Annotated in this window: 21 protein-coding genes and 1 pseudogene; 4 read left to right on the top strand and 18 right to left on the bottom strand. The window is 52.6% G+C overall.

Translation table 11 applies throughout. The features are described from left to right. The gene (gene clpP, locus JI735_RS21065) at positions 1 to 588 is read right to left on the bottom strand and encodes an ATP-dependent Clp endopeptidase proteolytic subunit ClpP (protein ID WP_267918957.1); all 588 of its coding nucleotides are present in this window, start codon (positions 586 to 588) and stop codon (positions 1 to 3) included. A gap of 174 nt (positions 589 to 762) precedes the next feature. Between clpP and JI735_RS21060 the strand changes: the two genes are divergently transcribed. Then, the gene (locus JI735_RS21060) at positions 763 to 1,491 is read left to right on the top strand and encodes an RNA polymerase sigma factor (RefSeq protein ID WP_202676390.1); all 729 of its coding nucleotides are present in this window, start codon (positions 763 to 765) and stop codon (positions 1,489 to 1,491) included. A gap of 287 nt (positions 1,492 to 1,778) precedes the next feature. Then, positions 1,779 to 2,684 (top strand): NAD-dependent epimerase/dehydratase family protein, encoded by a 906-nt coding sequence (locus JI735_RS21055; RefSeq protein ID WP_039835772.1) that lies wholly within the window; start codon positions 1,779 to 1,781, stop codon positions 2,682 to 2,684. Here JI735_RS21055 and JI735_RS21050 read toward each other — a convergent pair. The 9 genes from JI735_RS21050 to JI735_RS21015 all read right to left on the bottom strand — a co-directional run bounded on the left by JI735_RS21050 (position 2,664) and on the right by JI735_RS21015 (position 14,953). Further along, entirely contained in the window at positions 2,664 to 4,451 is a 1,788-nt protein-coding gene (locus JI735_RS21050; protein WP_202676389.1) for a methyl-accepting chemotaxis protein, read from the bottom strand. The two genes, JI735_RS21055 and JI735_RS21050, sit on opposite strands and share 21 nt — an antisense overlap. 182 nt (positions 4,452 to 4,633) lie before the next feature. Then, positions 4,634 to 5,365, bottom strand: a complete 732-nt coding sequence (locus JI735_RS21045; RefSeq protein ID WP_051051834.1) for a helix-turn-helix transcriptional regulator — start codon at positions 5,363 to 5,365, stop codon at positions 4,634 to 4,636. 271 nt (positions 5,366 to 5,636) lie between these two features. Next, positions 5,637 to 6,929, bottom strand: coding sequence for a group II intron reverse transcriptase/maturase (ltrA, locus tag JI735_RS21040; RefSeq protein WP_202676388.1), 1,293 nt, complete (start codon positions 6,927 to 6,929; stop codon positions 5,637 to 5,639). A gap of 638 nt (positions 6,930 to 7,567) precedes the next feature. Continuing rightward, on the bottom strand, positions 7,568 to 8,860 hold the full coding sequence (ltrA, locus tag JI735_RS21035; RefSeq protein ID WP_202676244.1) for a group II intron reverse transcriptase/maturase: 1,293 nt from the start codon (positions 8,858 to 8,860) through the stop codon (positions 7,568 to 7,570). Between the two features lie 609 nt (positions 8,861 to 9,469). Further along, positions 9,470 to 10,411 carry an aminotransferase-like domain-containing protein gene (locus JI735_RS21030; protein WP_233476506.1) on the bottom strand — a complete coding sequence of 314 codons (942 nt, stop codon included), beginning with the start codon at positions 10,409 to 10,411 and terminating at the stop codon, positions 9,470 to 9,472. After that, on the bottom strand, positions 10,408 to 10,641 hold the full coding sequence (locus JI735_RS36130) for a hypothetical protein (protein WP_233476550.1): 234 nt from the start codon (positions 10,639 to 10,641) through the stop codon (positions 10,408 to 10,410). The genes JI735_RS21030 and JI735_RS36130 overlap by 4 nt, the downstream gene beginning before the upstream one ends. 152 nt (positions 10,642 to 10,793) lie before the next feature. Further along, positions 10,794 to 12,083 (bottom strand): MFS transporter, encoded by a 1,290-nt coding sequence (locus JI735_RS21025; RefSeq protein ID WP_039835011.1) that lies wholly within the window; start codon positions 12,081 to 12,083, stop codon positions 10,794 to 10,796. A 301-nt stretch (positions 12,084 to 12,384) separates the two neighbouring features. After that, positions 12,385 to 13,923, bottom strand: coding sequence for an extracellular solute-binding protein (locus tag JI735_RS21020; protein ID WP_039835012.1), 1,539 nt, complete (start codon positions 13,921 to 13,923; stop codon positions 12,385 to 12,387). An 88-nt stretch (positions 13,924 to 14,011) separates the two neighbouring features. Beyond that, the gene (locus JI735_RS21015; protein ID WP_039835017.1) at positions 14,012 to 14,953 is read right to left on the bottom strand and encodes an ABC transporter permease; all 942 of its coding nucleotides are present in this window, start codon (positions 14,951 to 14,953) and stop codon (positions 14,012 to 14,014) included. A 300-nt stretch (positions 14,954 to 15,253) separates the two neighbouring features. On the opposite strand from JI735_RS21015, the gene JI735_RS21010 reads away from it, so the two are divergent. Then, entirely contained in the window at positions 15,254 to 16,138 is an 885-nt protein-coding gene (locus tag JI735_RS21010; protein WP_039835013.1) for a carbohydrate ABC transporter permease, read from the top strand. A gap of 105 nt (positions 16,139 to 16,243) precedes the next feature. On the opposite strand, the gene JI735_RS21005 is transcribed toward JI735_RS21010, so the two are convergent. Together JI735_RS21005 and JI735_RS21000 are read right to left on the bottom strand one after the other, a co-directional pair. Beyond that, positions 16,244 to 18,484 (bottom strand): AraC family transcriptional regulator, encoded by a 2,241-nt coding sequence (locus JI735_RS21005; RefSeq protein ID WP_039835014.1) that lies wholly within the window; start codon positions 18,482 to 18,484, stop codon positions 16,244 to 16,246. A gap of 223 nt (positions 18,485 to 18,707) precedes the next feature. Continuing rightward, the gene (locus tag JI735_RS21000; protein ID WP_039835015.1) at positions 18,708 to 19,124 is read right to left on the bottom strand and encodes a VOC family protein; all 417 of its coding nucleotides are present in this window, start codon (positions 19,122 to 19,124) and stop codon (positions 18,708 to 18,710) included. 258 nt (positions 19,125 to 19,382) lie between these two features. Here JI735_RS21000 and JI735_RS20995 point away from each other — a divergent pair, with 258 nt between their 5' ends. Further along, on the top strand, positions 19,383 to 20,363 hold the full coding sequence (locus tag JI735_RS20995; RefSeq protein ID WP_039835016.1) for a zinc dependent phospholipase C family protein: 981 nt from the start codon (positions 19,383 to 19,385) through the stop codon (positions 20,361 to 20,363). Between the two features lie 190 nt (positions 20,364 to 20,553). On the opposite strand, the gene JI735_RS20990 is transcribed toward JI735_RS20995, so the two are convergent. The 6 genes and pseudogenes from JI735_RS20990 to JI735_RS20965 all read right to left on the bottom strand — a co-directional run bounded on the left by JI735_RS20990 (position 20,554) and on the right by JI735_RS20965 (position 26,430). Continuing rightward, positions 20,554 to 21,879, bottom strand: a complete 1,326-nt coding sequence (locus JI735_RS20990; protein ID WP_039835018.1) for an MFS transporter — start codon at positions 21,877 to 21,879, stop codon at positions 20,554 to 20,556. A 129-nt stretch (positions 21,880 to 22,008) separates the two neighbouring features. After that, positions 22,009 to 23,454, bottom strand: coding sequence for a sensor histidine kinase (locus JI735_RS20985; protein ID WP_039835019.1), 1,446 nt, complete (start codon positions 23,452 to 23,454; stop codon positions 22,009 to 22,011). 15 nt (positions 23,455 to 23,469) lie between these two features. Further along, positions 23,470 to 24,156 (bottom strand): response regulator transcription factor, encoded by a 687-nt coding sequence (locus JI735_RS20980; protein ID WP_039835020.1) that lies wholly within the window; start codon positions 24,154 to 24,156, stop codon positions 23,470 to 23,472. 1 nt (position 24,157) lies between these two features. After that, entirely contained in the window at positions 24,158 to 24,961 is an 804-nt protein-coding gene (locus tag JI735_RS20975; RefSeq protein ID WP_202676387.1) for a lantibiotic immunity ABC transporter MutG family permease subunit, read from the bottom strand. A 2-nt stretch (positions 24,962 to 24,963) separates the two neighbouring features. Then, positions 24,964 to 25,722 carry a lantibiotic immunity ABC transporter MutE/EpiE family permease subunit gene (locus tag JI735_RS20970; RefSeq protein ID WP_039835022.1) on the bottom strand — a complete coding sequence of 253 codons (759 nt, stop codon included), beginning with the start codon at positions 25,720 to 25,722 and terminating at the stop codon, positions 24,964 to 24,966. Beyond that, positions 25,715 to 26,430: pseudogene (locus JI735_RS20965) on the bottom strand (lantibiotic protection ABC transporter ATP-binding protein). The gene JI735_RS20970 and the pseudogene JI735_RS20965 overlap by 8 nt, the downstream one beginning before the upstream one ends. Positions 26,431 to 26,595: the final 165 nt, after the last annotated feature.

Here is a 26,595-nt window from a genome sequence, read left to right as displayed (position 1 = left end):
TTACAGTTTGGTAATGACCTTGTCAATAATGCCGTATTCCACCGCCTCCTGGGCCGACATAAAATAATCCCGGTCCATATCCTTCGCCACCTTCTCCGCCGGCTGTCCCGTGCGTTCTGCGCTGATCTGTACCACCTTTTCCCTAATCTGCAGGATACGGCGTGCGCTGATGGCAATGTCGCTGGCCTGGCCCTGAGCTCCGCCATGCGGCTGATGGATCATAATCTCGCTGTTCGGCAGTGCGTACCGTTTGCCGGTTGCTCCGGCCAGCAGCAGAAGGGAAGCAAAGGAAGCCGCAAAGCCGGTGCAAATTGTACTGACCTGCGGTTTGATTACCTGCATCGTATCATAAATGCCGAAGCCTGCGGTAGTCGAACCTCCCGGGCTGTTGATATACATCTGGATATCCTTATCCGGCTCGTCTGCCGCCAGGAACAGCAGTTGGGCGATGATGCTGTTTGCGAGCTGGTCGTCGATGGCCGCACCTACGAACACAATCCGGTCCTTCAGCAGCCGGGAATAAATATCGTAGGAACGCTCCCCCTTGTTTGTTTGTTCAATGACATAAGGTATTACGCTCATGTTCATGCCTCCTTGAGTAGCTTTGGTTGATACCCTGTAAACGGATGGGGCCCTGCAAAGGATACGGCAGAGATCCCGGCAAAATAACTGTGAAGACAGCGTATCTTTTACATTGTGCAGATCGTTTATATAATAGAGGCAACAGAAAACCCAGGATGAGCAAAAAGGAGATGATCGCAGGTGTCGATCCTTGAACCATACAGCACCGCCATATTAATGGATGAACAAAGTTTCCCGCCGCTCCGCGAGGCTCTGTTCAGGTATTGCCTGTCGCTGACCCGCTCCCGTGTTGAAGCCGAGGACTTAGCCCAGGACACCTGGACCAAAACGCTTGCTTATAAAAAATTCGCAGACAGCCCGAATCCCGAAGCGCTGCTGCTGCGGATCGCCAAAAACACCTGGATTGATGCCATGCGGCGTAAAACCTCGCTTGGACGTATGCTGGAACACACGCAAGCTGTGGCGGCGCTCACTCAAGGCCAGATGTCCGGTCAAGCACCGGAGAGCGGACGGTCTGAGATCGAGCTGGCTTTTCAGGCGCTGATCCGGCATTTATCCCCGCTGCAAAGAACGGTTTTCGTAATGCGCGATGTGCTTGATTACCCGGCAGGTGAAACGGCAGAAATGCTTGGAACCACCGAAGGGGCCGTCAAGGCGGCGCTGCACCGGGCGCGTCAGGCGCTCGGGGCGGTCCGCAAAGAACTCGCGGAGGATGATGGCCCTGCGCAGCCGCAGGACCTGGATTTCCGGATTTTGCTCCAGGCGCTGGCGGAATCCTATGAAAAAGGCCAGCTTCCCGTCATGCTGGAGCTGCTCCGCCGGGAGACAGCGGCGGAGATGACGATGGCGGTCAGCAGCGGCACTGTGCAGATGCTGGGTTTTGGCGGGGAAGCTCCGGCACCAGCATGACGGCTGGCGGGATGTCCGGCCTGCGGATGGCAGCATAATATGCGGAAATATGACGGCGCTGCGCTTGGCGGCTTACATGCCGCGCTGTAGCGGAGCTTATATCAGATAACAATGGTCATTTTTGATATGACTGCACTTTCTGCAATAGATTCCTTCAGTGCTCTGCGCCGAATCGCATTCTGCTGCAGAAAGTGCAATAGAATAGTGCGTTCAGTCCTGAATTCAGAATAAGTTTTGAATATATGGATCATTTATAGCGTGACTCTGTTTAAGAAGGAGTGTATAACATGAGGAATATACTTGTACTCGGGGGAACCCGTTTTTTTGGCAAACGGTTGGTGGAACGCCTGCTCCAGGATGCAGACACCCAGGTCACGATTCTTACAAGAGGAATCACAAAGGACGGCTTTGGCGGCCGTGTGAACCGGCTGAACGTGGACCGCACGGATGCCAAGGCACTTGCCGAGGCTGTGGGAGATACCGTGTGGGATGTGGTCTATGACAACATCTGTTATTCTCCCGATGAGGCGGCTGCGGCCAGCCGCATATTTGCGGAGACTGCCAAACGTTACGTCCTGACCTCCAGCCTGTCGGTGTATGACCCCGGACCCGAAATTCTCCGCGAAGCGGATTTTGATCCGCTGTCCTATCCGCTGCGGCTTGGCGCAAAGGAAGATTTCAACTACCAGGAAGGCAAAAGACTGGCGGAAACGGTACTCTTGACGCAAGCCGCTTTTCCGGCCGCTGCGGTCCGGTTTCCGATTGTGCTCGGTACGGATGATTATACGAAGCGGCTGCATTTTCATATTGAGCATGTGCTGAAAGGAAAAGCAATCGGCATCCCGAATCCGGGGGCGCTTATTTCGTTCATCCGTTCCGATGAGGCAGCGGATTTCCTGTACGGGCTGGGCTTCTCCCAGCTTGCGGGGCCTGTGAATGCCTGCTCGGACGGGACGCTTGCAATCGGGGAGGTCCTTAACATCATCGGGCAGAAGACAGGACGGGAGGCGGTGGTTCTAAGCGAAACAGCTGCCCAGGATATGTCGCCGTTTGGAATCGAAGAATCCTGGTACATGGATACAGCAAAAGCCCGCGGGGCGGGCTTCCGGTTTCTGAAGCTGGCGGAGTGGTTCCCGGAGCTGGTCAGGGAACTGGCAACGGAGCTGGCTGCTTCACTCCGCGATCGCGAGTAGCGGACCTGTCTCCTCACTCTCAGCTCTGGTTTCTTCCATAATAAGCAGTTGGCCGGCCGGGGCACCCGCTCCGGTCTCTTCTGCGATTTGGAACACATTAATTTCCCGGAACAGCTGCTGCGAAATTTCGTTGATCTCCACAGCCTGCCGGGCAATATCACTGATCGCCTGATCCTGCTGGGTGCTGGAAGCGTTGACCTCTTCCACGCCCGCTGCCGTCTGCTCGGCTACAGCCGCTACAGAATGCACAGATTCGGCCAGCCGGGAATTGATGTGCCGGGTCTGCTCCACCTTCTGGTGAATTTGCCCGATCTGGCGGCTGATCCCGGTAATTGATTCGTCAATGGCCTCGAAGGAAGCAAGCGTCTCCACCACCTGGTGATCCTGCGCCTCCAGGTTTTTTTTGGTCCCCAGCATATATTTCTGGAAACCCGCCATGCTGTCCTGCAGCTCACTGATGATCTTGCTGATATGTATAGAGGAATCGTTCGTCTGCACAGACAAATGCCGGACCTCGTCCGCGATGACGGCAAAGCCTTTACCCGAAGCTCCTGCCCGTGCTGCTTCAATGGCGGCGTTCAGGGAAAGAATATTCGTCTGCTTGGAAATTTCCGTAATGGAATTAGTGATACGCGAAATATCGCCGGACTGCCGGACGAGCGTTTCCAGCGCCTCATATACCTTCGTGATGGAATCCCGGGAATGCCGGGAAATCTCCCGGAGCGCGGTAACCGTATCTGAGCCTTTGCGCGTATTCCGATTAGCCGTTTCACTCGTTGAGAGCATCATATCCGTATAATCGGTAATCTCCTGAACCCCGCGTTCCAGTTCCTGCAGCAGCACCGTACTCTGTTCTGACTGCACCGCCTGCTGCTCCGCCCCTGCGGAAATCTCCTGGATGGTGCGAAGAATATCCTGATTGGTATGGGCGGTAATGGTGGAGGATTGCTGAAATGAGTGCGAATAATCCGCCAGGGAAGAGGCCGCGCTTAAGGTCTGCCGCAGCATGTCGCGCACCCGGCGCACCATATGATCGAAATGGTGGCTCAGCCGGCCAAGCTCATCGTTATAGGGGGAGTTGATCTGCTGCCGCAAATCTCCTTCGGCAATCTCCCGCAGGGCTGCCTGCAGCTTACCGACCGGCGACACAAAAGAACGGATCAGCAGCCAGCCGAGCAGCAGCATGAACAGGAATACTCCCCCTGCCGCATAGATAACAACTGAAACGGTATGGTCCAGCAAAAGAAAAGAATAACTCTGCGCCCGCTCGGCATTATCCGCCGCTGCCGCATACAGCTTGCCGTTCGTCTCCAGCATAGACTGGCTCAGTGCCAATGCCTTCGTATGTAATTCATCTGTCCGTTCCAGTACCGTCAATGGATCGAGGCTGTCGTCTCCCAGGGTCTGAACCAGTTGATCCATGATCCCGCTGTATTCTCCAGTCTGGGTCCGCAGCAGTTCAAGGATTGTGAGTGCAGGGGTTGCGGCCTCAAAATGTATTTTGGCCATTTCCCGGGCAAGCTCCTGCTGCTTGTCCACAAGCGGGGCTGCCAGCTCCGGATCATTGGCTTCGGCAAGCGCCGTTTCAGCACGGTTCAGTTCCTGCAGCAGCTTAGTAACCGTTGAGACAGTGATCCTGTTTTCCATCTCCGTTTTTTGCTTTTCCATAGAAAGCTCCACTTGTCCGATCTTATTTCCTTGGTACACAGCCACGCCCAGAAAAATAAGCGCAATGACCAGAAAGCTTAAAATCAGCTTCCATTTCATAGAAAAGTGCAGCGGGTTTCCCTTCAAGCGAATCATCCCTTCATATCAAGCTTCAACATACAATAGGTATATTTTACTAACACACTCATTGTAGAAGCTGGATATTAAATGCTCTCTTCACTTTTGTATGCGGACCGTAAAGAATCTGTTGCGAAAATGTTAACACGATAGAGGCCGCCCGGCTATCTAACCGCAATCCGGTTCAGGAAACGGCTCATGAGCAGCGGTAGCGAAATGAGAATCGGAGGATCGTCCAGTCTTGGGGGATGCAGAGTCACCTGCTGATACGGCACCAGAGAACCCGGCCCTACATGGATCGGAATCTTCGACCGGGTACGCAATGTGGCATGCGAAAGCAGGAAATCCAGCGTCCGCGTGCCCCAGGAAATAGAGGTGGCAAGCAGGTAATAAGTCCCGGGCGCAACATGATCGAAGTGAAAATGCCCCAGGGAGGGGAGAAGGGTGCTGTACAGAGGCAGTCCCTCGGGTATCGGTTTGGCGAAGAGGCCAATTAGAGTAACCCCGTCAAAAGGAACCTCAGCGGAAATCGTCCCGTGTACGGAAGAAGGCAGCCTGCTGATTGGATAAGCAGACCGCCAGTCCTGCAGCTTCCTCAGCGAGCTCATCTGATCTCCGGCAAATTGGACTGAATTGCGGAACTCTGCCGGAGACATCCCGACCCTGGCGGCAAAACGGGACGTGAAGGTCCCGAGGCTCTGCTGCCCGATCTCCAGCGAAATATCGCGGACGGTAAGTCCTGTGCGCAGCAGCAGGTCCTTCGCCCGCTGCAGGCGGTGGGAGGAAACATAATACAGCGGGGAAAGTCCGGTCCGTTCTTTGAAGATGCGGGCAAAATGATAAGGACTGTAACCGGCGTAGCGGGCCAGGCGCTCCAGCGGAAGATGATCATACATATGCTGGTGAATATAGGCGATAACGCCGTCAATCTCTGCAAACCGTTCTGTCACTGTAAGGTCCACCCTTCGTCGGGGATTGATCTTAAGAACGTAAGTTCGCATAAATAATATCACAAATTCTAAATAATTGGAACCAGAAAATTGAAACCGCTACAGTGCAGCCTACTAGAGTAAAGAGCTGGATTTAAACCAGCCCCTCCTCATCAAACCGTACGTGAGGTTTTCCCTCATACGGCTTTCCGATGTTTGTCATTCATGGGCATGCAGATCACAATAGCGTTTTCAGTCCATACATGTTGGCAATATACTTAACCTCAGATAATGAACTCATCCATCTTCTACGTTGTCTCTTCTTCGCATACCACCGGGTTAATCTCTGCAAAATATACCAATCCAGCTTAGCTAACCTCTTTTGGCTATAGTTCGTGTAGTAGTAATTTCTCCATCCTTGAATTTTTGGATTGAGCCATTCCACCTGTTCCGCGAACGATCTTGAGCGCATGCTCGGCGGTGCTAATCTGTTTTTGACCACGCCTCGGATCCGTTCCTCTGCCTTCTTCGTTAGCCACTGTTGCGTGGTATAATATACCTTCCCTTGAGAAGTTTCTGCTTTCGTTTTTCGGTGGTGCATTCCTAAAAAGTCGAACCCTTCGTCTCCTGTCCACAAGCCTACAATTCGGGTTTTCGTCGGGTGTAGGGTGAGTTCCAGACGTTCCATGATTCTGCGTATGAGTTCATACGCATGTTCGGCGTCCTTTTTGGTTTTGCAGACCACTACAAAGTCGTCTGCATACCTTGTCAGCTCTCCCAATCCACTTCCGTGTTTCTCCCACAATCGGTCAAAGTAGTGCAGGTAGATATTCGCCAGCAGCGGTGAAATGACGCCACCTTGCGGAGTGCCTAAATCAGATCGCTTTACGTTTCCTTCTTCCATGACTCCCGCCTGTAGCCACTTCCGTATTAATTTCAGGATCCGCCTGTCATTGATACGCATCTGTATCAATTTCATGAGCTTCTCTTGATTAATATTGTCGAAGTAACCTTGGATATCGACGTCGACTACCCAATTCCCTTTGCGGTTGCAGGCTTTCCGAATTCGTTCCAACGCTCCTTTCGCACTTCGTTTCGGACGAAATCCGTAAGAGACTTCTTCGAAGTCTGCTTCGAAGATGGGTTCAATTACCAGCTTAGTTGCCATCTGTATGACTCGGTCGCGAACAGTGGGTATGCCCAGCGGTCTTAGCTTCCCGTCTTTCTTTGGGATAAAGTGCCGCCGTACGGGCTGGGGATAGTAGTTGCCTTCTTTCAATTCTCTCTCGCAAGCCTTGAGGAAGCTTGTTTCTCCTTGTTCCTCAATATCTGCGAGCGTCACGGCATCTACTCCTGCAGCCCCCTTATTCGCCTTCACCCGTTTCCAGGCTTCGCACAGCACGTCCCAGCGGTGGATTTTGTCGTACAGGGCATGGAATTTACGCTTGCTGTTCTCCTTGGCCGCATGACCTAGCTTTTCTTGGAGTTCTTGAACTTTTTCCTTTGGTGTCGTTAGCCCTTTGGCATTCACTCACTCGTACCTCCTCCAAAAGCATAAACAAAGCAGGGCTCCTTCCCTCCCTAAGGTTATGTTGTCCTTAGGTTCTTCGGTACTATGAGCCCCTCGGACTCCCTTCCCACAGACGGTTCACTTCGTCTTCTGGACTTATAGAGCGTCTCTTTACGGGTTCCTACAAAAAAAAATTCTCCCGTGTGGGGGAGGGTCTCCCCAGTTCACTGCACTATCTTTCAATCCATGCCGTTCCCATTACGCCGGAGAGTTCTTCACTGCTGTTCCAAGTTCTGCACAGTTTCCTTGGCCTTCGTCCATAGTTGCGGGACTCGGCTCCCTCTGTTCCCCTTCGCAGGGCCTTTTTGACGACGCGGCAGGATTCACTTGATGTTGCGGCCTGGATTGTTGCTCGCCCAGTCTCTGACTGATACTTTTGTCGATGCGCTTTTACACACAGATTTCGCCATATGCAAGCATCCTAGCTACAAAGGTGGCTTGGTCCCTCCCTTGGTTGGACTTTCACCAACTAGATAATGCGTACTTCTGGGCACGCCTAGAGTAAAGGGCTGGATTTAAACCAGCCCCTCCTCATCAAACCGTACGTGAGGTTTTCCCTCATACGGCTTTCCGATGTTTGTCATTCATGGGCATGCAGATCACAATAGCGTTTTCAGTCCATACATGTTGGCAATATACTTAACCTCAGATAATGAACTCATCCATCTTCTACGTTGTCTCTTCTTCGCATACCACCGGGTTAATCTCTGCAAAATATACCAATCCAGCTTAGTTAACCTCTTTTGGCTATAGTTCGTGTAGTAGTAATTTCTCCATCCTTGAATTTTTGGATTGAGCCATTCCACCTGTTCCGCGAACGATCTTGAGCGCATGCTCGGCGGTGCTAATCTGTTTTTGACCACGCCTCGGATCCGTTCCTCTGCCTTCTTCGTTAGCCACTGTTGCGTGGTATAATATACCTTCCCTTGAGAAGTTTCTGCTTTCGTTTTTCGGTGGTGCATTCCTAAAAAGTCGAACCCTTCGTCTCCTGTCCACAAGCCTACAATTCGGGTTTTCGTCGGGTGTAGGGTGAGTTCCAGACGTTCCATGATTCTGCGTATGAGTTCATACGCATGTTCGGCGTCCTTTTTGGTTTTGCAGACCACTACAAAGTCGTCTGCATACCTTGTCAGCTCTCCCAATCCACTTCCGTGTTTCTCCCACAATCGGTCAAAGTAGTGCAGGTAGATATTCGCCAGCAGCGGTGAAATGACGCCACCTTGCGGAGTGCCTAAATCAGATCGCTTTACGTTTCCTTCTTCCATGACTCCCGCCTGTAGCCACTTCCGTATTAATTTCAGGATCCGCCTGTCATTGATACGCATCTGTATCAATTTCATGAGCTTCTCTTGATTAATATTGTCGAAGTAACCTTGGATATCGACGTCGACTACCCAATTCCCTTTGCGGTTGCAGGCTTTCCGAATTCGTTCCAACGCTCCTTTCGCACTTCGTTTCGGACGAAATCCGTAAGAGACTTCTTCGAAGTCTGCTTCGAAGATGGGTTCAATTACCAGCTTAGTTGCCATCTGTATGACTCGGTCGCGAACAGTGGGTATGCCCAGCGGTCTTAGCTTCCCGTCTTTCTTTGGGATAAAGTGCCGCCGTACGGGCTGGGGATAGTAGTTGCCTTCTTTCAATTCTCTCTCGCAAGCCTTGAGGAAGCTTGTTTCTCCTTGTTCCTCAATATCTGCGAGCGTCACGGCATCTACTCCTGCAGCCCCCTTATTCGCCTTCACCCGTTTCCAGGCTTCGCACAGCACGTCCCAGCGGTGGATTTTGTCGTACAGGGCATGGAATTTACGCTTGCTGTTCTCCTTGGCCGCATGACCTAGCTTTTCTTGGAGTTCTTGAACTTTTTCCTTTGGTGTCGTTAGCCCTTTGGCATTCACTCACTCGTACCTCCTCCAAAAGCATAAACAAAGCAGGGCTCCTTCCCTCCCTAAGGTTATGTTGTCCTTAGGTTCTTCGGTACTATGAGCCCCTCGGACTCCCTTCCCACAGACGGTTCACTTCGTCTTCTGGACTTATAGAGCGTCTCTTTACGGGTTCCTACAAAAAAAAATTCTCCCGTGTGGGGGAGGGTCTCCCCAGTTCACTGCACTATCTTTCAATCCATGCCGTTCCCATTACGCCGGAGGGTTCTTCACTGCTGTTCCAAGTTCTGCACAGTTTCCTTGGCCTTCGTCCATAGTTGCGGGACTCGGCTCCCTCTGTTCCCCTTCGCAGGGCCTTTTTGACGACGCGGCAGGATTCACTTGATGTTGCGGCCTGGATTGTTGCTCGCCCAGTCTCTGACTGATACTTTTGTCGATGCGCTTTTACACACAGATTTCGCCATATGCAAGCATCCTAGCTACAAAGGTGGCTTGGTCCCTCCCTTGGTTGGACTTTCACCAACTAGATAATGCGTACTTCTGGGCACGCCATCCAAAAAAAACACCGCTGACCGGAATCAGCGGTGTGCTTAATATGTCCAGCGCAGAAGCCGGCTCATTCCCTTAGAGCTGGCCCAAAATTTGAATCCCCTTCACGATTTGTTCATCTGAAGGCGTAGAGAAATTCAGTCTTATTGCGTTGCAGGGCTCATCCGGATCAACAAGGAACGCTGTTCCCGGAACGACAGCAACCCCGTGTGCCGCCGCCTTTTTACAATAATCCAGCATCGTTATACTCTCAGGCAGTTCGCACCATAGAAACAATCCCCCATCGGGCCGGGTAAATGCCATTGAACCCTCTGTATATTGCTTAATGCTGTCCGTCATCAGCGTGCATTTTCGGAGATAGACCTCCCGGATCCGCCGGACGTGGCCTGCGTAATCGTATTCCTTCATGAACTTGTACGCCAGAATTTGCGGAAGCATTGCCGTATGCACATCCTCCCCCTGCTTGGCAACCACCATTTTCTGAATGATTTCATCCGGGGCGAGAACAAACCCCACGCGCAGGCCGGCGGACAAAATTTTGGAGAACGATCCCACATAGATCACCAAGCCTTCATCATCCAGCGATTTGATCGTCGGTACATCTTCCCCGCCAAAGCGCAGCTCTCCGTAAGGATTGTCTTCAAGAATGACAACACCATACTTTTTAGCCAGCGTATAAACCGCTTTCCGTTTCTCCAGGCTTGTTGTGATTCCCGTCGGATTCTGGAAGCTTGGAATCAAATACAGCAGCTTTACATTGGGCTCTGTCTTAAGGGCATGCTCCAGCCTGTCAAGACTGATTCCGTCCGGTTCCATCGGAACGCCAACCAGCCTTGCGCCGGAAGAGCGGAATGAATTGAGCGAGCCAATAAAGCTGGGACTCTCACAAATAATCGTGTCGCCTTCGTTGCAGAATACTTTGCAAGCCAGCTCTATCCCCTGTTGGGCACCGGATACGATGAACAGGCCGTCTGCATCTTTTCCCGTATTGAATCCTGATCTTAAATGATCAGTCAGCGCCTGACGGAGGGGGAATATCCCTCTGTTATCCCGTACTGGAGCGCCGTCACCGGGTCTTGTTCCAGAATGTCTCTCGTAAACGACCGGATAGCTTCGATCGGAAAGGTCTCCGGGGCCGGATTGCCTGCAGAAAACGGGATCACATCCTGGCCCGATGTCGCTTTCAAAATTTCTCTGATAATGGACGGCTGCAGCGCCGCGATACGGTTGGAAAAAGAATAATTCATGTATGTACCTCCTCTGGAGCTTGAATAAACTTTTGGTATCAGTATAACTTACTTGGCATACCAATCCTACCTGAAAGTCAATTCAACCCCAAGAATGAGGACAGAAATCCTTGAATGGCTCATTTTCCGCAAGGACGGACCCGCTACAGGTCTCAGCTGCTTACCCTTTCGTCCATGACAGCTGGATGACCCGCTTGCTCACGTTCCTGAAACTCCCTCCGGTAGAACCACCCGATCAAGACAGCAATTGTCGTCATAGCCGCAGCCAGCAGATACACTTGTACCATTCCAAAGCGGTCTGCATACCATCCCAAGAACAACAATGATAAGCCAAAGGCAAGGTTCGTGAGCACATCAATGCCTGCCATCACTTTTGGGAGCTGAACAGCCGGAGCGCTTGTCTGCAGCAGGGTACGGCGAATAATTCCAGCCATTTGCACCGGTAAACCTGAGACAGCAAAAAGAACAAGCGCAGCAGCCGGGATCGTATTGAGAGCAAATACTACTGTAATCAGCACATACACAAACAATGCTCCAAGCATGTACAAAAAGCTGTTCTTTTGCAGCCGTTTAACCAAGCCGACAACAAGCACCCCGCCTAGAATCGTACCGGAAAAGAACGAGGCATTCATGAACCCCCACCAGCTTGCGTCCTTATGCAGCACCTGAGTCACATACGCGAGAATAAATACACCAAGCCAGGAGGTTCCTCCAACGGTGTCTATGCTGTCCACGATCATCAGAGAACGAATGCGGCGGTTATGCCAGATAATCCTCCACCCTTCCCCAAGTTCTTTCCAATACCCTCCTTTGGATTCGGCTGCTGCCGGACGGGCAGCGGATGCTGGAGCTTCGGAGCCTGATTTCTGATGATCCAGCGGATCACGAATGAATGAGGTGACAGTTGCAGCCACCAAATAGCAGCAGGATGCGATCAGAAGCGTATTCAATGTACCGAGCCAGGCTACAATAATCCCGCTGAGCGCCCAGCCTGCACATTTAACGACTTGATCACTGACTGCCGTCAAGCCATTGGCGCGCATGAGCCCCTCACCGGCGGCTAAGCGGGGAATCAGCGCATTCCGCGCCGGATTGGTCCAGCCATCCAGAAACGACATGCCAAACACCAGCATAAAAATAAAAAGAAACGACCTTTGCTCAGGCACGGCCCGTAAATAAAGCAGCAGCAGCGTAAAAATGACAAACTGCCCAAGCTGGGAGAACAGCAAAATCCGCGTGAGCCTGAACCGGCCGAGAATGATAGGTGCGACCAGCCCGCTAACCACTTGGGCAGACAAACGGAACAACGGAATTAAAGTGGTCTGCATTAGAGAGTTGCTGGAGCTGAACACCAATACCGTTATACTCAAAATGTAGATAATATCTGCGATATTAGAGATCGTCTGAGACCCCCACAAATAATAAAAAGACCGCTTAATCAAAAAATCTCTCCTCTCTTTTCCATCGTGATTTTGGCATTCCCTAACCAAACTTGCCTTTTAATGTTCTAACTGCCGTATATGTAAGTTTAATACATTCTGCATAAACCCTTAAATTCCCTTCTTTTGTTTATAAAGGAAATTCAATTGCCAACGACATTACCGAAGCAGCACCTGCGAAGGCTCTCCTCTGAAGGAAAAGCCAAAAACAAAGAGCAGCGACTCTCCAGTAAAGGGAGAAGCACTGCTCTTAAGAATCCGATAGGATATGAAGTACCAAGCGTATGAATTAATTTCGCTCTTCTTACGGGTTTACAGCTTTGTAGGCAGCCTCGTATTCGGAAATGATTTTGCTGCCGCCGGATTTCTTCCATTGATCAATTTCGCCTTTGAATTCATCCAGACCGATTTTACCGAGAATGTATTTATAGGTTGCGTCAGTGATAATCTTCTGGAGTTCGGAGCCTTGTGCAGTATTGGTTTCGGATTCAAGCGAATAGGCCGGGTTCAGTACCCCGTATTCCGCATTCTCCTGGATCAGCCGTTCGGCCTCCACTTTCAGCGGATCGGCATCATGGATCTTGTATCCGGTTTCATTCGGACGGGAAGCCGCAAACGGCTGTACCTCCTGCTGCCACAGATCGGTATCCTTGATGGTTACCGCGAGGTCTGCATCTGCTGTATAATGCACGCCTTCGATACCATATGTCATCAGAGCATACACTTCATCGCTCATCAGGTCGTTGACAAATTTCAGGAGCCGCTTCAGTTCGGCCTCATCCTTAACCTCCGATTTCGGGAAGGACAGCAGGCCGCCGATGCCATTGCTCGATGACCAGATGGCCCGGTCTTCAGGTTTGCCGGTGGAAGTGATGTCATTGACCATCACCAGCTCCATGCCGTCCTGGATGCCTTTGGCCAGGTTCAGCAGGTTTTTGCTGTCAAACAGTGCGCCTACATAAATGCCGGCTTTTCCTTGCGCGAAATTCTGCTGCTGATCGTTTTTAGCCGTCACGGCAAAGTCCTGGTTAATGTAGCCGCCGTCATACAGGGCTTTCATATAGTCCATCGTCTGGATGTAGCCCTCCGTTGCGAATTCGGGCGTCATTACACCGGCATTATCCACCGCCCAGTTGTTCGGGGTTCCGAAATAGGAGCCGAGCGTTTTGAATGCCCCGTACACCAGGTCGCTGCGGTCCATGAATCCGGTGGTATCCTTTTTGCCGTTGCCGTCCGGGTCTTGTTCGGTAAACGCTTTCGCAACTTCCTTCAGCTCGGCGGTTGTTTTGGGAACGGCAAGCCCCAGCTTATCCAGCCAGTCCTTGCGGATAATGACTCCGTTTCTGGCTTTGGACTTCTGGAACGGCACGCCGTACAGCTTGCCTTCAATGGAGGCTGAGCTGCGGGTATCCCGGGAAATCGCTGCCAGGTTCGGGAATTCGTCGAGATACGGGCTTACCTCCCAGAACATGCCGGATTTCAATGCATTGCGGACCGAAGAGTTATCGAGAATCGTCAGCGTTACGATATCTGCTAGGGAATCGGAGGCCAGTGAGGTGTTGATCCGCTCTTCCTTGGAAGCATCGGGAATCCAGGAAAACTCGATGTCCGCGTTGGTGAATTCTTCAATTTTGTTCAGAACGGTATCGGTTGGCGGTGAAGCGGTATGCAGAACGTTGAGCCAGGAGATCTTCGTTTTGGCCTGCGTTCCCCCATTTGCTCCAGCGCCGGCTGCCGCTTTGTCTGCTCCGTCCTTGCTGTTGTTGGCGTTTCCGCCGCAAGCCGTAAGCAGCAGCCCGCTGCACAGCATTAGAGCAGCCAGTTTCTTGTAATTGCGATTCATGATCATTACCCCTTTGACTACGAATTGGCATTGCTGTATCTTCCACCCCGCCATTGGCGTGGGTACGAATTCAAAAGTGCGGCTCTGCTTAATAGACACCGTCTTCCCCGATTTTCTTCGCCAGTTTGTTCGACAGCATAACAAGGATCAGCCCCACAACCCCTTTGAACAGGCCAACCGTCGTACTGAAGCTGAGCTGGCCGTTCTTGAGACCGGCGGTATAGATATAGGTATCAAAGATTTCCCCGACCTCCCGGTTCAGGGAGTTGATCAGCAGATACATATGCTCGAAGCCCAGATCCAGGGTATGTCCGATTTTGAGAATCAGCAGAGTAATGATAACCGGACGGATCGCCGGCAGGGTAACATGCCAGGTCGTGCGCAGCCGTGCCGCTCCATCCATTTCCGCAGCCTCGTACAGCTGTGTATCTACGACGGTAATAGCCGCGAGATAAATAATCGTGGACCAGCCCAGCTCTTTCCAGATAATCTGGCCGATATAAACGGTGCGCAGCCATTCGGGAGAGGTCAGGAAGCTGATTTTGTGTCCGCCCATGGCGGCAATGATCTCATTCAATACCCCGCCGTCCACGTTCATGAATACATAAGTAATGGAAACGATGATGACCCATGAGAGAAAGTGCGGAATGTAGATGATCGTCTGGACCACATTTTTGAACATCTTATGCCTGACCTCATTAAGCATCAGCGCCAGAATGATCGGCAGCGGAAAAAAAATCACGATATTCAGCGCAAACAGAATCAGCGTATTCTTCAGCAGCATAAAAAAGGTGGGCTCTGTAAACAGCCTTATGAAATGCTTGAGTCCGGCCCAGGGACTGCCTGTAATCCCGAGGAAAGGCTGGTAATCCTGAAAAGCGATGATTAGCCCGCCCATAGGCAGGTACTTAAAAATAACAAAATACAAAAATCCGGGAAGTATCATCAAATACAATAACTTGTTTCTTTTTAGACTCAGCAGGCTATGTTTCGTCCGCTTTTTCCTTTCCGGCGTCACTTTCATCTTCATCGTGGTGACCTTTGCTTCTTCCACCCTACCGTCCTCCTTGAGCGCATTTCTGTAACGCTTCCCAGATTACGGCCCTTTGCCTGTTACGTAAATAATCATTAGTTACTCTAGGCTACGAAGCCGCGCCGTTATGCCGTTTTCCGTAAGCTCACCCCATGCAGGGATACCGATCGCACATAAGGATTATGCCGGATTCCGCCTGCTTCTTCCGCCCTGGACAAAGCCATAGCTAATGATTATATACGGAATGCAGGCCCCCTGATACAGTGTCTTTGAAACGATAACAAGGAGGATAACCGCATGGCACAATCTTCATTAAAAAAAGAAACTATGGGCAGCAAACTGTTCACCATAGTCAACACCACCCTGCTGGCATTCATTGCCCTCATCTGTCTTTTACCTTTTGTCAACGTGTTTGCCAGTTCCTTTGCCTCAACCCGGGAAGTTGTGGAGAAAAAATTCATTCTGTTCCCGACCACCTTCTCCCTGGATGCCTACCGTTATATCCTGTCTACCCCCACAATCTTCAGGGGCCTTGGCATATCCATCGGCGTCACTCTTGCCGGAACTGCAGTAAGCATGATTCTGACTGCCCTGATGGCCTACGGACTGTCCCGAAAGTATCTGGCAGGCCGCGATATCATTAATTTTATCGTCGTGTTCTCCATGCTGTTCAGCGGGGGGATGATACCTACATTTCTAGTGGTCAAAGCCTTCGGGCTGATCGACTCCTACTGGTCTCTGATCTTCCCGGTCGCCATCAACGCCTTCAACCTGATCATCATGCGCAATTTCTTTCAGGCACTTCCAGAGGGATTGGAGGAATCGGCCAAAATTGACGGGTCCAACGACTTTGGCGTTTTTCTCAAAATTATGCTGCCGCTGGCACTGCCATCCATCGCTACTTTGTCCCTGTTCTACGGCGTAGCTTACTGGAACACTTACATGACTGCTATCCTGTACATCACCGATTCCGCGAAATGGCCGATTCAAGTCCTGCTGCGCCAGATCGTCATCGTCTCCAGCGGGATGCAGGCCGAAGGCACGTCGGTCGATGTCATCCCGCCGGCCCAGACGATCAAGATGGCCGTTATTGTTGTAGCTACTGTGCCGATGCTGATCGCTTATCCGTTTGTGCAAAAGCATTTCACCAAAGGCGCCCTCCTGGGAGCAGTCAAAGGCTGAACAACCGGCAGCCCGCATTCTTCAGCAGTGGCACAAAAACAGCCAGCTTCCGTAAATGGCAGCTGGCTGTTTTTTAATTTTCATGATTGGCGGGCTAATCCCGCTTCATTTGTCCTGTCTCAAGGCACGGTAAGCACCCGGTGTGACATGCTCCTTCTTGCGGAAGGAGCGGATGAAATTCTGCGGGTTATGGTATTGGAGGCGCTCTGCAATTTCCTTAATCGTCATCTCGGTCTCCACCAGCCATTTCTTGGCCATTTGCAGCCGATAGCCCATTACATATTCACTGAAGGTCATGCCGAATTCCTTCTTGAAGATGCTGCTTAAGTAGTTCGGACTGTAATGCAGGCGCTCACCGATCAGCTCCAGCGACAGATCCTGATCATATTCGGTGCGTACAATGTTCGCAATCTGCTCGGACAGGCTGCGGAACTGGCGGGTGGTCTTCTCCTTCATAGCGGCAACCATCGGCTGAATGACTTCCTTCACCAGGATTCGCTCAATTTCCTCCGGGTTGCGGATATCCAGCAGGCGGTGATACAGGGCGTAATTATCCTCAGTCAACAATACCTCCACGCCGATCAGCTGCTCCAGTTGGATCAGATTGTTCACGAAGCGGATCAGCATCACCTCGAAATTAAGCGGGTTCTTGCTATGCTTCATCATTTCACCCAGCAGCGGATAGAGCGTTCGCGACACCTGCTCTTCATGCCCAAGCCGGATGGCATCGAACAGCTGCGACTCCAGCTCCGCCGGATAATGCAGCAGCACCGGACCCGAGATTACCCTGGAAATATCCTCATAGAAAATAATAGATTCCTTGCCCAGATTCAGCCGGTGATGCAGCGCCTGCTTACTCATCTCACAGGCCTCTTTGCTGAAGGTAAGATCAGCGTAAAAATCGCTGATCCCAACGCTGACCGACAGCTTCAGGATATCCCTGACTGTGGTGACGATCCGCTTCGCATCCTCAAGCACCTGCTTGCGGCTTCCGGGTCCGCTGCCACCCTCAAAGATCAGAATCGTGGCCTGCGTCCGGTCATTCAACAGAATCGGGATCATCCGCCGTGAATCCGGAATCAGCTCTTCCACCAGCCTGTTCACGGCAACGAGCAGCAGATCCTTGTCGCTGGCCTGCCGTTCCCCGTAATTGTCGAGCTGAATCAGCAGCGTTGCATACACCGTGCCTTGGGCAAGGGAATACCCGAAACGGGACATATTATGATCCAGCTCCTCCGCCGTAATCCGGCTGTGGAACAGATTGAGAATGAATTGGGTTTCCAGCTGCGGCAGCTCCGATTCCAGCAAATCCTCCAGGCTTTCCTTCTCCAGAAGGATGTTGTCGATGGAGCTGATAATCCAGTCGATCTCATTCTTCAGCACCGGCTGGGTGCTGCCCGAGAGCCGCCGCTGGATTTTCTGGATCGGCTTGTTGAAATAAACAGCGATTACATAGGCCACGATCACAATCAGGAGCGTAATGACCAGGACCATCATAAACAAGCCGAAGCGTGTGGTCTTGAGGGCATCCGCTATCTCCTGCTCGTCGAGCAGCGTAACATAGATCCAGTTATTATAGGAAGATTTGGCGTAGATCGCCGTAACTTCCTGATGCTTCACCTTCTCCAGCACCACACTTCCCGTCTGGCTCAAGCTGCCGGCGGTCTCTGTAATGCGGTTCAGCTGGGCCCCGTTCAAGCTGGGGGCGGATTCGGATTCATAGAGCAGATCCCCCTGCCGGTTCAGCAGGTATACGGGTGTGTTCTCTTCGGTCTGCAGGGTGTGCTGCAGCGACTGCAGCGAAATATCCGATAGAGCGATGGCCTGCTTCTTCTGTGAGAAGACGGGCAGCGTATTGACAAAACGGATGCCGGTATCCGTCTTAATCCAGAACAGGGACTTGCTCTGGTTGCCGATGTAGCTTGCGGACAGCTTCTTTTTGCCATCCTCCGTTAAATAAGACAACCGGCCATCGGAAATCTGCCAGTCCTTCACCAGACTGATCAGCGAATATTCAACGCCGTCCATTCCCATGGAGGCAATATAGTTAAGTTGGGAATTAATATCGCGATAGGCCTCAAAGTCCCGCTCCGTGATCGGATTTTTGATGACCTCACGGAAGGAATTGGTGGTGCTGTAAGTATTGAAAGCATATTCAATCGTTTTGATTTTTTGCTCCAGCGTGTTTTTGATCTGGGTGATCAGACTTTTTTTGCTGTCCGCGACCCTGTCAATGACCGAATGGATGGTCGTTAAGTAAATATAACTGCCAAAGCTGATGACCAGACCGATGCCGAGAGTCAGAATGGGAATAAATATCTTGTAGAACATTCTGCCTTTTTTCATAGGTAGACTCCTTCAATTATGTAATCATTTTCAATTATAGCGTTTTCATAATTTGAAATTCAAGGATATTTAACGTGTGCATTCACTATATTCCTGAATGCCAGCTGCCATCCGGCTAAGCTGTAAGCCGCACAATTTTATCGAATTCTTACGCAAGCCATCCAAAAAAGCAGGCCTCCCGTCTCAGGAGGCCTGCTGTCTTTTGACATCGTATTCTCTATGTTTACGCGTTCTCTGCCGTGTCTTCTTCCATATACATGGTTTCCCACAGATGCCCGTCGATGTCCTGGAAGCTCCAGCTGTACATGAATCCGTGGTCGACCGGATCATTATATTTCTTGCCGCCTGCGGCCAGCGCCTTGTGCACCAGCTCGTCCACCTCTGCTCTGCTGGAAGCGGAGAAGGCCATAATGACCTCAGTGTGGCTGGAGGTGTCGGCGATTTCCTTGGAGACAAACGTCTTAAAGAACTCTTTGGTCAGCAGCATGGCAAACGTGTTGTCGTTGATGATCAAACATGTGGCGTTCTCATCGGTATACTGCAGATTGAATTCGAAACCAAGTGCGGTAAAAAAGTTAATCGAAGCCTGCAGATCATTTACCGGCAAATTGACAAAAAGCTGGCCTGCTTTGAATCCCATTCTCTGATCACCTCTGCATTAATTTGAGTGTTTACCGCTCGATTATAGCATGAAACAGCAGCAGGAGTTTCTTCCCGATTGCTGTACTTCTTGAAATTGACTAGGGTGAGGAGTAACCTAAAGGTGAAGCACCACGGGCAGCGCCGGTTTTCCTTCCTGCTTCATCAAGAGAATTACAATCCGCTTGAGCATTATCTAATCTCTTTTAACATGAAGCCTGTATGCTGAGGGTAACAACGATCAAGAGGGGTGAAATGAATGCCGAACATTTGGATGCATCTGGAGTATGGGCAGCAGCTGGCGGACGAATTCAGCCGCGATTTCCCTTTTCTGGCGGAGAGGAAAAACCGTCCTGAGCTGTACCACCTGGGCTGCCAGGGACCGGATTTCCTGCTGTACCACAGCTTTCTGCCCTGGAAAAAGGATACCCGGGCCATCCGCCTCGGTGACCTTATGCACACGGAAAACTGCGGACCTGTACTGGTTGATTTCTGGCAGCGGGCTTTGGCCCTTCCCTCGGGTGAGCTGAAGGAGGCGCAGCAATATTTTCTGGGCTTCCTTACCCACCATCTGCTGGACCGCAACCTTCATCCCTATATCAATTGGAAAGCGGGCTACAAGCACCGCAATCACCAGCGTTTTGAGATTGTCCTTGACACTTTGTTCATGAAGCGGCGGAAACAGCTGGATACCTGGCGGCATGCGGCCTGGAAAAAAATCAATGTGGGCTCCCGCCTGCCCTTCCCGATCCACATGATTCTCCGCGAAACAGCGTCAGACTGGTATCCCGAGTCCCGGCGCCTCCCTTCTGAAATCTGGCATGAGGCATACCTCGACATGATTTTGGCGCATAAATGGTTATACGATCCCAAGGGGTGGAAGAAATCGCTGCTCCGGGGCAAGGCCCGCCGCTTGTTTTCACAGCAGCTGTCCCCTGCCGAAGAGAAGCTCGATTACCTCAACGAAAAACACGGCGAGTGGCGGCATTCGGCGCTCTATTCCGAGGTGCGGACGGAAAGTGTCTGGGACCTGTGGGAGGAGGCGCTTGCGGAAGGCCGGACAGTGCTGCGCGCTCTGGCTTCGTGGCTGAACAGCACGGTCCCGGCCGAAGCTGCCCGCGCGCTGGAGCATTTCAAGCAGGTGCTGGGCGACCGTTCCTACGATACAGGCAAAGAGTGCAGCAGCAAGCTTAAGAATCTGTATGCCGAGCCGATCTGGGAGGCAGGTATTATCTCGTAAAGACGTAAGTGTATGGCGTAAACCATCCATATAGGACATACGCTGGACAGATCTCCGCAGGGAGGTCTGTTTTTTGCTGCAGCCGCAAAACACCTGCCGCTTCCGCAGTGGCAGGTGTCAAGAAGACCTCTCTGTGCAAAGCTTATTTATCTCCGGGCAGCACCTGAGTCCGTGGATAGCCATTCAGCGGTTATACCTCTGCTGCCGCATGTGCCGGAATACGCGGCGGAGCTGGCGGGACCGGCGGATCTCCGTCCTGCAGCGCGTCCTGCTTCCCCTTCTCCACATCGAGCTTCAGCACAATCATAATCCCCAGTCCGAAGAACAGCAGCAGGGAGAGAATGCCAAGTCTTGGATTCCCGGTGAGCTGCCCCACCAGCCCAAAGACAAACGGGCCAAAGATCGAAGAAAATTTGCTGGTAATGTTCACAAAGCCAAAAAACTCACCGGTGCGCTTCAGCGGCATCAAATCACTAAGCAGGGAACGGGAAATCGACTGGCTTCCCCCCTGAACCAGGCCCACCATAACCGCCAGGATATAAAAATGCACAGCCCGGGTCATGCCGAAGCCGAGGATTACAATCAGCACATAGATGAAAAGCGAGACCAGAAGCATCCGTTTGGCACCTAGCCTCTCTGCGGTTTTGCCGAGCATGATTGTGCTTGGAAAACCGACAAACTGCGTGATCAAGAGCGCCAGAATCAGGTCGCTTGAGCCGATCCCCAGCGTCGTTCCATAAATCGTAGCCATTAGAATAATCGTGTTAATCCCGTCATTGTAGAACCAGAAAGCAGCGATCAGCCGGACCAGTTGCGGATAACGCTTGATGTCACGGGTTGAACCGCCGATTCTCCGGGCGGCTGCCCGGACGTATCCGCCAGCACTTAAGCCGGCGGTCTGCCGGGGAAGATTAGGCACACGGCGGATGACCGGAATGGAGAAAATCAGCCACCACAATCCGACAGTTACAAAGGAGAGCCGTGTTCCTGCTAGCGTATCCTTCATGCCCAGCAGCTGCGGCTGTTGAATCATCAGCAGATTGACCGCCAGCAGCACCCCGCCGCCCACATAACCAAGAGCATAACCTTTAGCGGAGACATTGTCTCTTTTCCCGGAGGGCACCAGGTCTGGCAGCATCGAGTCATAAAAGGTCAGACTGCCGGCAAATCCAAGCGTAGAGAGTACCAGCAGCGCGGAAGCGAGCAGCCAGTCCCCCTCTCCGACCAGGGCGAAGCCCATCGTTGAGACGATGCCGAGCAGTGCAAATGCCGTCAGAAAGCTGGTTTTCCGGCCCGACAGGTCGGAAATGGAGCCGAGCAGCGGAGACACCAGCGCGACCAGAGCCATCCCGATGGCGTGAGTATACGCGAGATACGATGCTGCCGTATTTTCACTTAGGCCGCTGGCCGCCACCGAACTGTAGAAGATTGGCAGTACCGCTGCCAATACCGTTGTCGCATAGGCTGAATTTGCCCAATCATACATGAGCCAAGCGCGTACCGCAGATTTGTTCATGTTGGTCATTTCCCTCTCGTGTAATCAGATTTCCAGGCCAAGTGAGCTCGGATTCACTTGGACAGATTATACACGGGAAACGTTATGGAGGTTCTAAGCAAATGTTTGCGGAATATTAACCGCTGACACTTATCCCTTTATCGGCCTGCCGCCTTCATGCTCCACCGCCACACAGGCTCCGCCCTCCGGCGTGTTGCTCAGGCGGATCGAACCGCCCAGCTTGGCAGCCAGCTGTTTTGCAATGTACAGGCCAAGCCCGGAATGACCGTCCCTGCTGGCTCTGGCGTCATCTCCCCGGTAGAATTTCTGAACAGCCTTCTCCAGATCCCTGCGGCTGAAGCCGGGGCCGGTATCACAGATTTCGTACAAGACACGGCTGCCGCGCAGGGTAACGGACACCGAAATCGAACCTCCGCTTGGTGTATATTCCAGGCTGTTCATCACCACATTGTCGAGAATACGCTCCAGCAGCTCTGCATCCGTGTAAAGGCAGATCCCTGCCGCGTCTTCCATCCGCAAAATGATGTCAATCCCTTTTTGGCCCGCCTCCAGCCCGTAAGCCTTGATTTTCCGTTCCAGAAACGGCGCCAGCTCAAAAGTCTCCGCATGGAGTACGGTATCCGTCCGCTCCATATCCGAGGTATACTGCATCTGCCGCACCAGTTCGCTGCTTTTGCCCGCATTCTCGTGAATCACGCCAAGATAGCGCTGCAGCCTTTCATCGTCCGTCCCTCCTGAATCCATCAGCGCTTCGGTGTAGCTGCGGATGATGGAGAGCGGAGCCTTCAGATCATGCGCCAGCGCTTCGACCATTTCCACCCGTTCCTGCTCCATCCGCCATTGTGCCGAAAGCGAGCTCTCCAGCTCTGTCTTCATTTCGTCAAAAGCGCTGCTCAGCTGGCCCAGCTCATTGTCCGAATGATAGCCGATTTCGAAGTCAAGGTCCTTCTCTTTAATCTTGCGGGCAGCCTCCATCAGCAGGCGCAGCGGCTTGTTGATGTTGTTCGACAACACCCGCGAGAAGAGCAGGGCGAACAGGATGATATAAAGGAAAGGCGACACCAGTGCGCCAATAAAAATCACCGTCAGCCACCAGTTGCCGGATTCATTCACATAGGTAGGCTTCAGGGCATAGGACAGCAGCACCGCCCCTTTGACAGCACCTTCCCCATCGATGATCGGCACCGTGCGCACATATCTTCCCTGAACACTGGTGGTCGTATTCAGACGCTTGTACAGCTCCGTGCGGCCGGAAACATTCACCTTCTCCAATGAGCCATATATTTTGTCCCCATTCCTGTCCACCACCTGGTAGGTGATGCCCTCACCCGGTATCGCCGCTTCCAGCGCCGTTCTGGCTGAAGAGGCAAGCAGTGCCGTCTGCTGCTGCAGAATATAGCTTTCGATGGCAGGCAGGCGTTTCTCATAATGATTGGCGGGATAGACCAGCTTGTTCTCCACCCGCATAAAGAGCAGCACGGCAAATGCATAGGTAATTACCGTCGCCACTACGCTGGCCAGGATAATATAGGTAAAAGCCAGCTGAAACTGGGTTTTAAGCGGTCTTTTGTTCATACGGCAGCTCCTTGCTTACGGATTTGTCCATTTGTAGCCGATTCCCCATACAGTAGAGATATAATCGCCGGATGGATCGGCAGCGGCCAGCTTGGCGCGGATTTTCTTGACATGCTCCACCACGGTGGAGGCATCCCCTTCGGCATCATACCCCCACACCTTTTCATAAATATGCTCGCGCGAAAACACCTGCCCGCCATGCAGCGCCAGCAGCTCGGTGATCTCGTATTCCCGCCGGGTCAGCGCGACCGGCTCTCCTGCCACGCTGACCAGCCGTTCCTTAAGGCTTAGCTCCAGCTTGCCGAACCGCAGCCGGCTCTGCTGCTGGGGTTTCTGCCGCGACCGCTCCTCCCGCCGCAGATTGGCCTCAATCCGGGCCAGCAGCTCCCGGAGGCCAAACGGCTTGATCACATAATCATCGCCGCCCAGAGTCAGCCCCCGGACCCGGTCCGCTTCCGACTGCCTGGCGCTCAGAAAAATTATCGGGCAGCTTACCCGATCGCGGATGCTGCGGCAGACCTCAAAGCCGTTCATCCCCGGCATCATAATGTCGAGGATTACCAAATCGGGCTCCCTGTCCGCCAGCCTGACCCCTTCGTTGCCGTCGTAAGCGGCCAGCACCTCATGCCCCTTGGCCTGCAGCTCATCGGTGAGCAGCAGAACCAAGGCCACCTCATCATCGATGATCAGAATTCTGCTCACCTTATTCCTCCTGTCTTTTGTTACTCATAGCTTTTGCGGCCTTCCCATCTGCAAAACCATAGTATACTACAAACGGCCGCCAGCATGAATACTGCACAAGCCGGAACGAGTCCCGGAACAGCTGATCCCGTAAAAAACCGGATAACGTAAAACCCTCCGGCAGCGTAAGCCCGGGCATAGCCAAGGCTGGAAGTCCAGCCAGCCGCGCCGGCCAGGACCATGGCACACAAGGCCAGATGGCGTCGCCTATGGAAGTAGTGCCGATGATGGCGGCAACCAGCAGTCCCGCCCCTCCTGCTCCAACGGAAGCGCCCAGCCCGTAGGCGAGCGCCAGGAACAAATGCAGCACGCACAGGGCCAGACTGCCCGCCAGTGCAAGTAAGCCGCTGAGCATAAATATCCCGATGCCAGGCTGTTCGATATGCAGCAGGTAGCGCATCCCGGATAACAACACCAGCATAGAGCCGAACAGAAATACCGTCACCAGCATAACCAGCTGCAGCAGCTTGCTTAGATAGATCAGCGTTCTGGGGGCGCTCTGCCCCAGCAGGCCGTTGAAATGCCCGGCGTTCTCTTCCTGGGCCGCGAGCAGTCCGGCCAGCAACCCTATGCCGACAGGCAGAATAATGCTGGCCGATTGAAAAAAGGCCTGATGTATCTCATAGGGCAGCTCCGCCGTACGCGCAGGGCGGGCGAAATACCACAGCAGAAGCGCAGGATAGCCCAGAATGGCGGCCCCCGTCAGCCAGCGGACCGGCGTCCGCTTTGTTTTGAGCCAGTCAGAAGATAGTAACCGCAGCAGCATCGCTATTTCACCTCTTTCCGGGCAAACCACACTCCCGTGAGCCAGGAGCTGGCCGCAAAAAACAGCAGGGATACGGCAATTCCCTCCGGAATCACCGAGGGTTCGAGCAGCGGGCTGCCGGATTCCAGCGGGACCCCGTTCGGATGCACACCGGCTACCGGACACATCAGCCGCAGGGCCCAGCTCCATGGAACATAGAGCCAGTTCGGCCCGGGTGCGGCAATTACACCGGCGAACATACCGGCAATACCCAGCCCGACAGATGCCGCCATGCCCTTCCACGCCGCTGCCAGCAGCTGGAGCGGAATGAGGCTTAACGATACCAGCCAAGTGAGCAGGCTGGCAACCACAACCTTTTCAACAGGAAGGGTTGCATCCGTAATCAGCAGGCCGGCAATCAGAGCAGCAGCAATAGTTCCCAGGGAGGACAGCAGCATATAGTAGGCCAGCACTATGATTTTGCCGAACCATAATGCTCCGGGACGGACATTGTGCAGCCGGAGGCCGCGGTAATTTCCGGCCTTGCGTTCCCTAACCTCAGCCAGAGCACAGAGCAGCGCCGTGCCGAGCGGCACAAATATAAACGGCCACCAGTTAAACACCATACCGAGAAACAGGTCACCCGGCAGGCTCTGTCCTTTGGGAAGATACAGCAGTGCAACGAGCGCGAACAGAACAAAAAACAGCGGGGCCGCCCAGACCAGCTTTACCGAAAAGCTGCGTCTGTATTTTAAATGCTCAGACTGGAAGATATTAAGCATGGTGCACCCCCGCCTGTTCCCGGTTCCGGGCAACGACCTGCATGAACAGGGTCTCCAGATCCTCGCCTTTGTGTATTATGCTCTCATGGCCCAGCCGCCCGCCGCTGATAATGCCGATATAGTCGGCAATCTGCTCCACCTCGGACAAAATGTGGCTGGAGAGAATGACCGTGATGCCCTGCGCCGGAAAGGAGCGGATCAGTTCCCGCAGCTCCTGAATGCCGAGCGGGTCCAGCCCGTTCGTCGGCTCATCCAGAATCAGCAGCTCCGGGCGGTTCAGCAGAGCAATCGCGATGCCCAGTCTCTGTTTCATGCCGAGGGAAAATTGGGAGGCCTTTTTGGAGCCGGTCTCCTGTAAATCCACGGTGTGCAGCACCTCATCGATTCTTTGCGCAGACTGCCCCAGCAGCTTGGTATGCACCGTCAGGTTCTCCCGGGCCGTAAGATTCCCGTACAGCGCCGGAGATTCAATCAATGCGCCGATCCGCTCCAGCTGCTTTCTTTCCCAGGGCTTGCCGCCAAGCAGAATCTCTCCCCGCTCGGGCGCAGAAGGCCTGTAATCATTTTCAGTGTCGTCGTTTTGCCTGCCCCATTGGGCCCAAGCAGCCCGTATACCGTGCCTGCCGGGATCTTCAGTGAAACGTCCTCCACGGCCTGCTGCCGCTTGAACCGCTTGTTTAAGTGCTTCGTCTCCAAAATGTATTGCATCTAATCCCATCCTCTCTTGCTTGTCTGGACACAGCTTATCAAGAGAAAATAAAGATTTTATAATGTTTTGGAATTACTTTTTGTCCACCGTGTTTTGTTTAACCTCCGGTTAACGCCCTTGAAATATTCGCCTGATAAGATTAGGGCAAGTAACATACAGGGAGG

Source organism: Paenibacillus sonchi, from assembly GCF_016772475.1.
GTDB classification, from domain to species: domain Bacteria; phylum Bacillota; class Bacilli; order Paenibacillales; family Paenibacillaceae; genus Paenibacillus_AQ; species Paenibacillus_AQ sonchi.
Note: the sequence above shows the minus strand (reverse complement) of the source record. Positions and strands in the feature narration are given on the sequence as shown.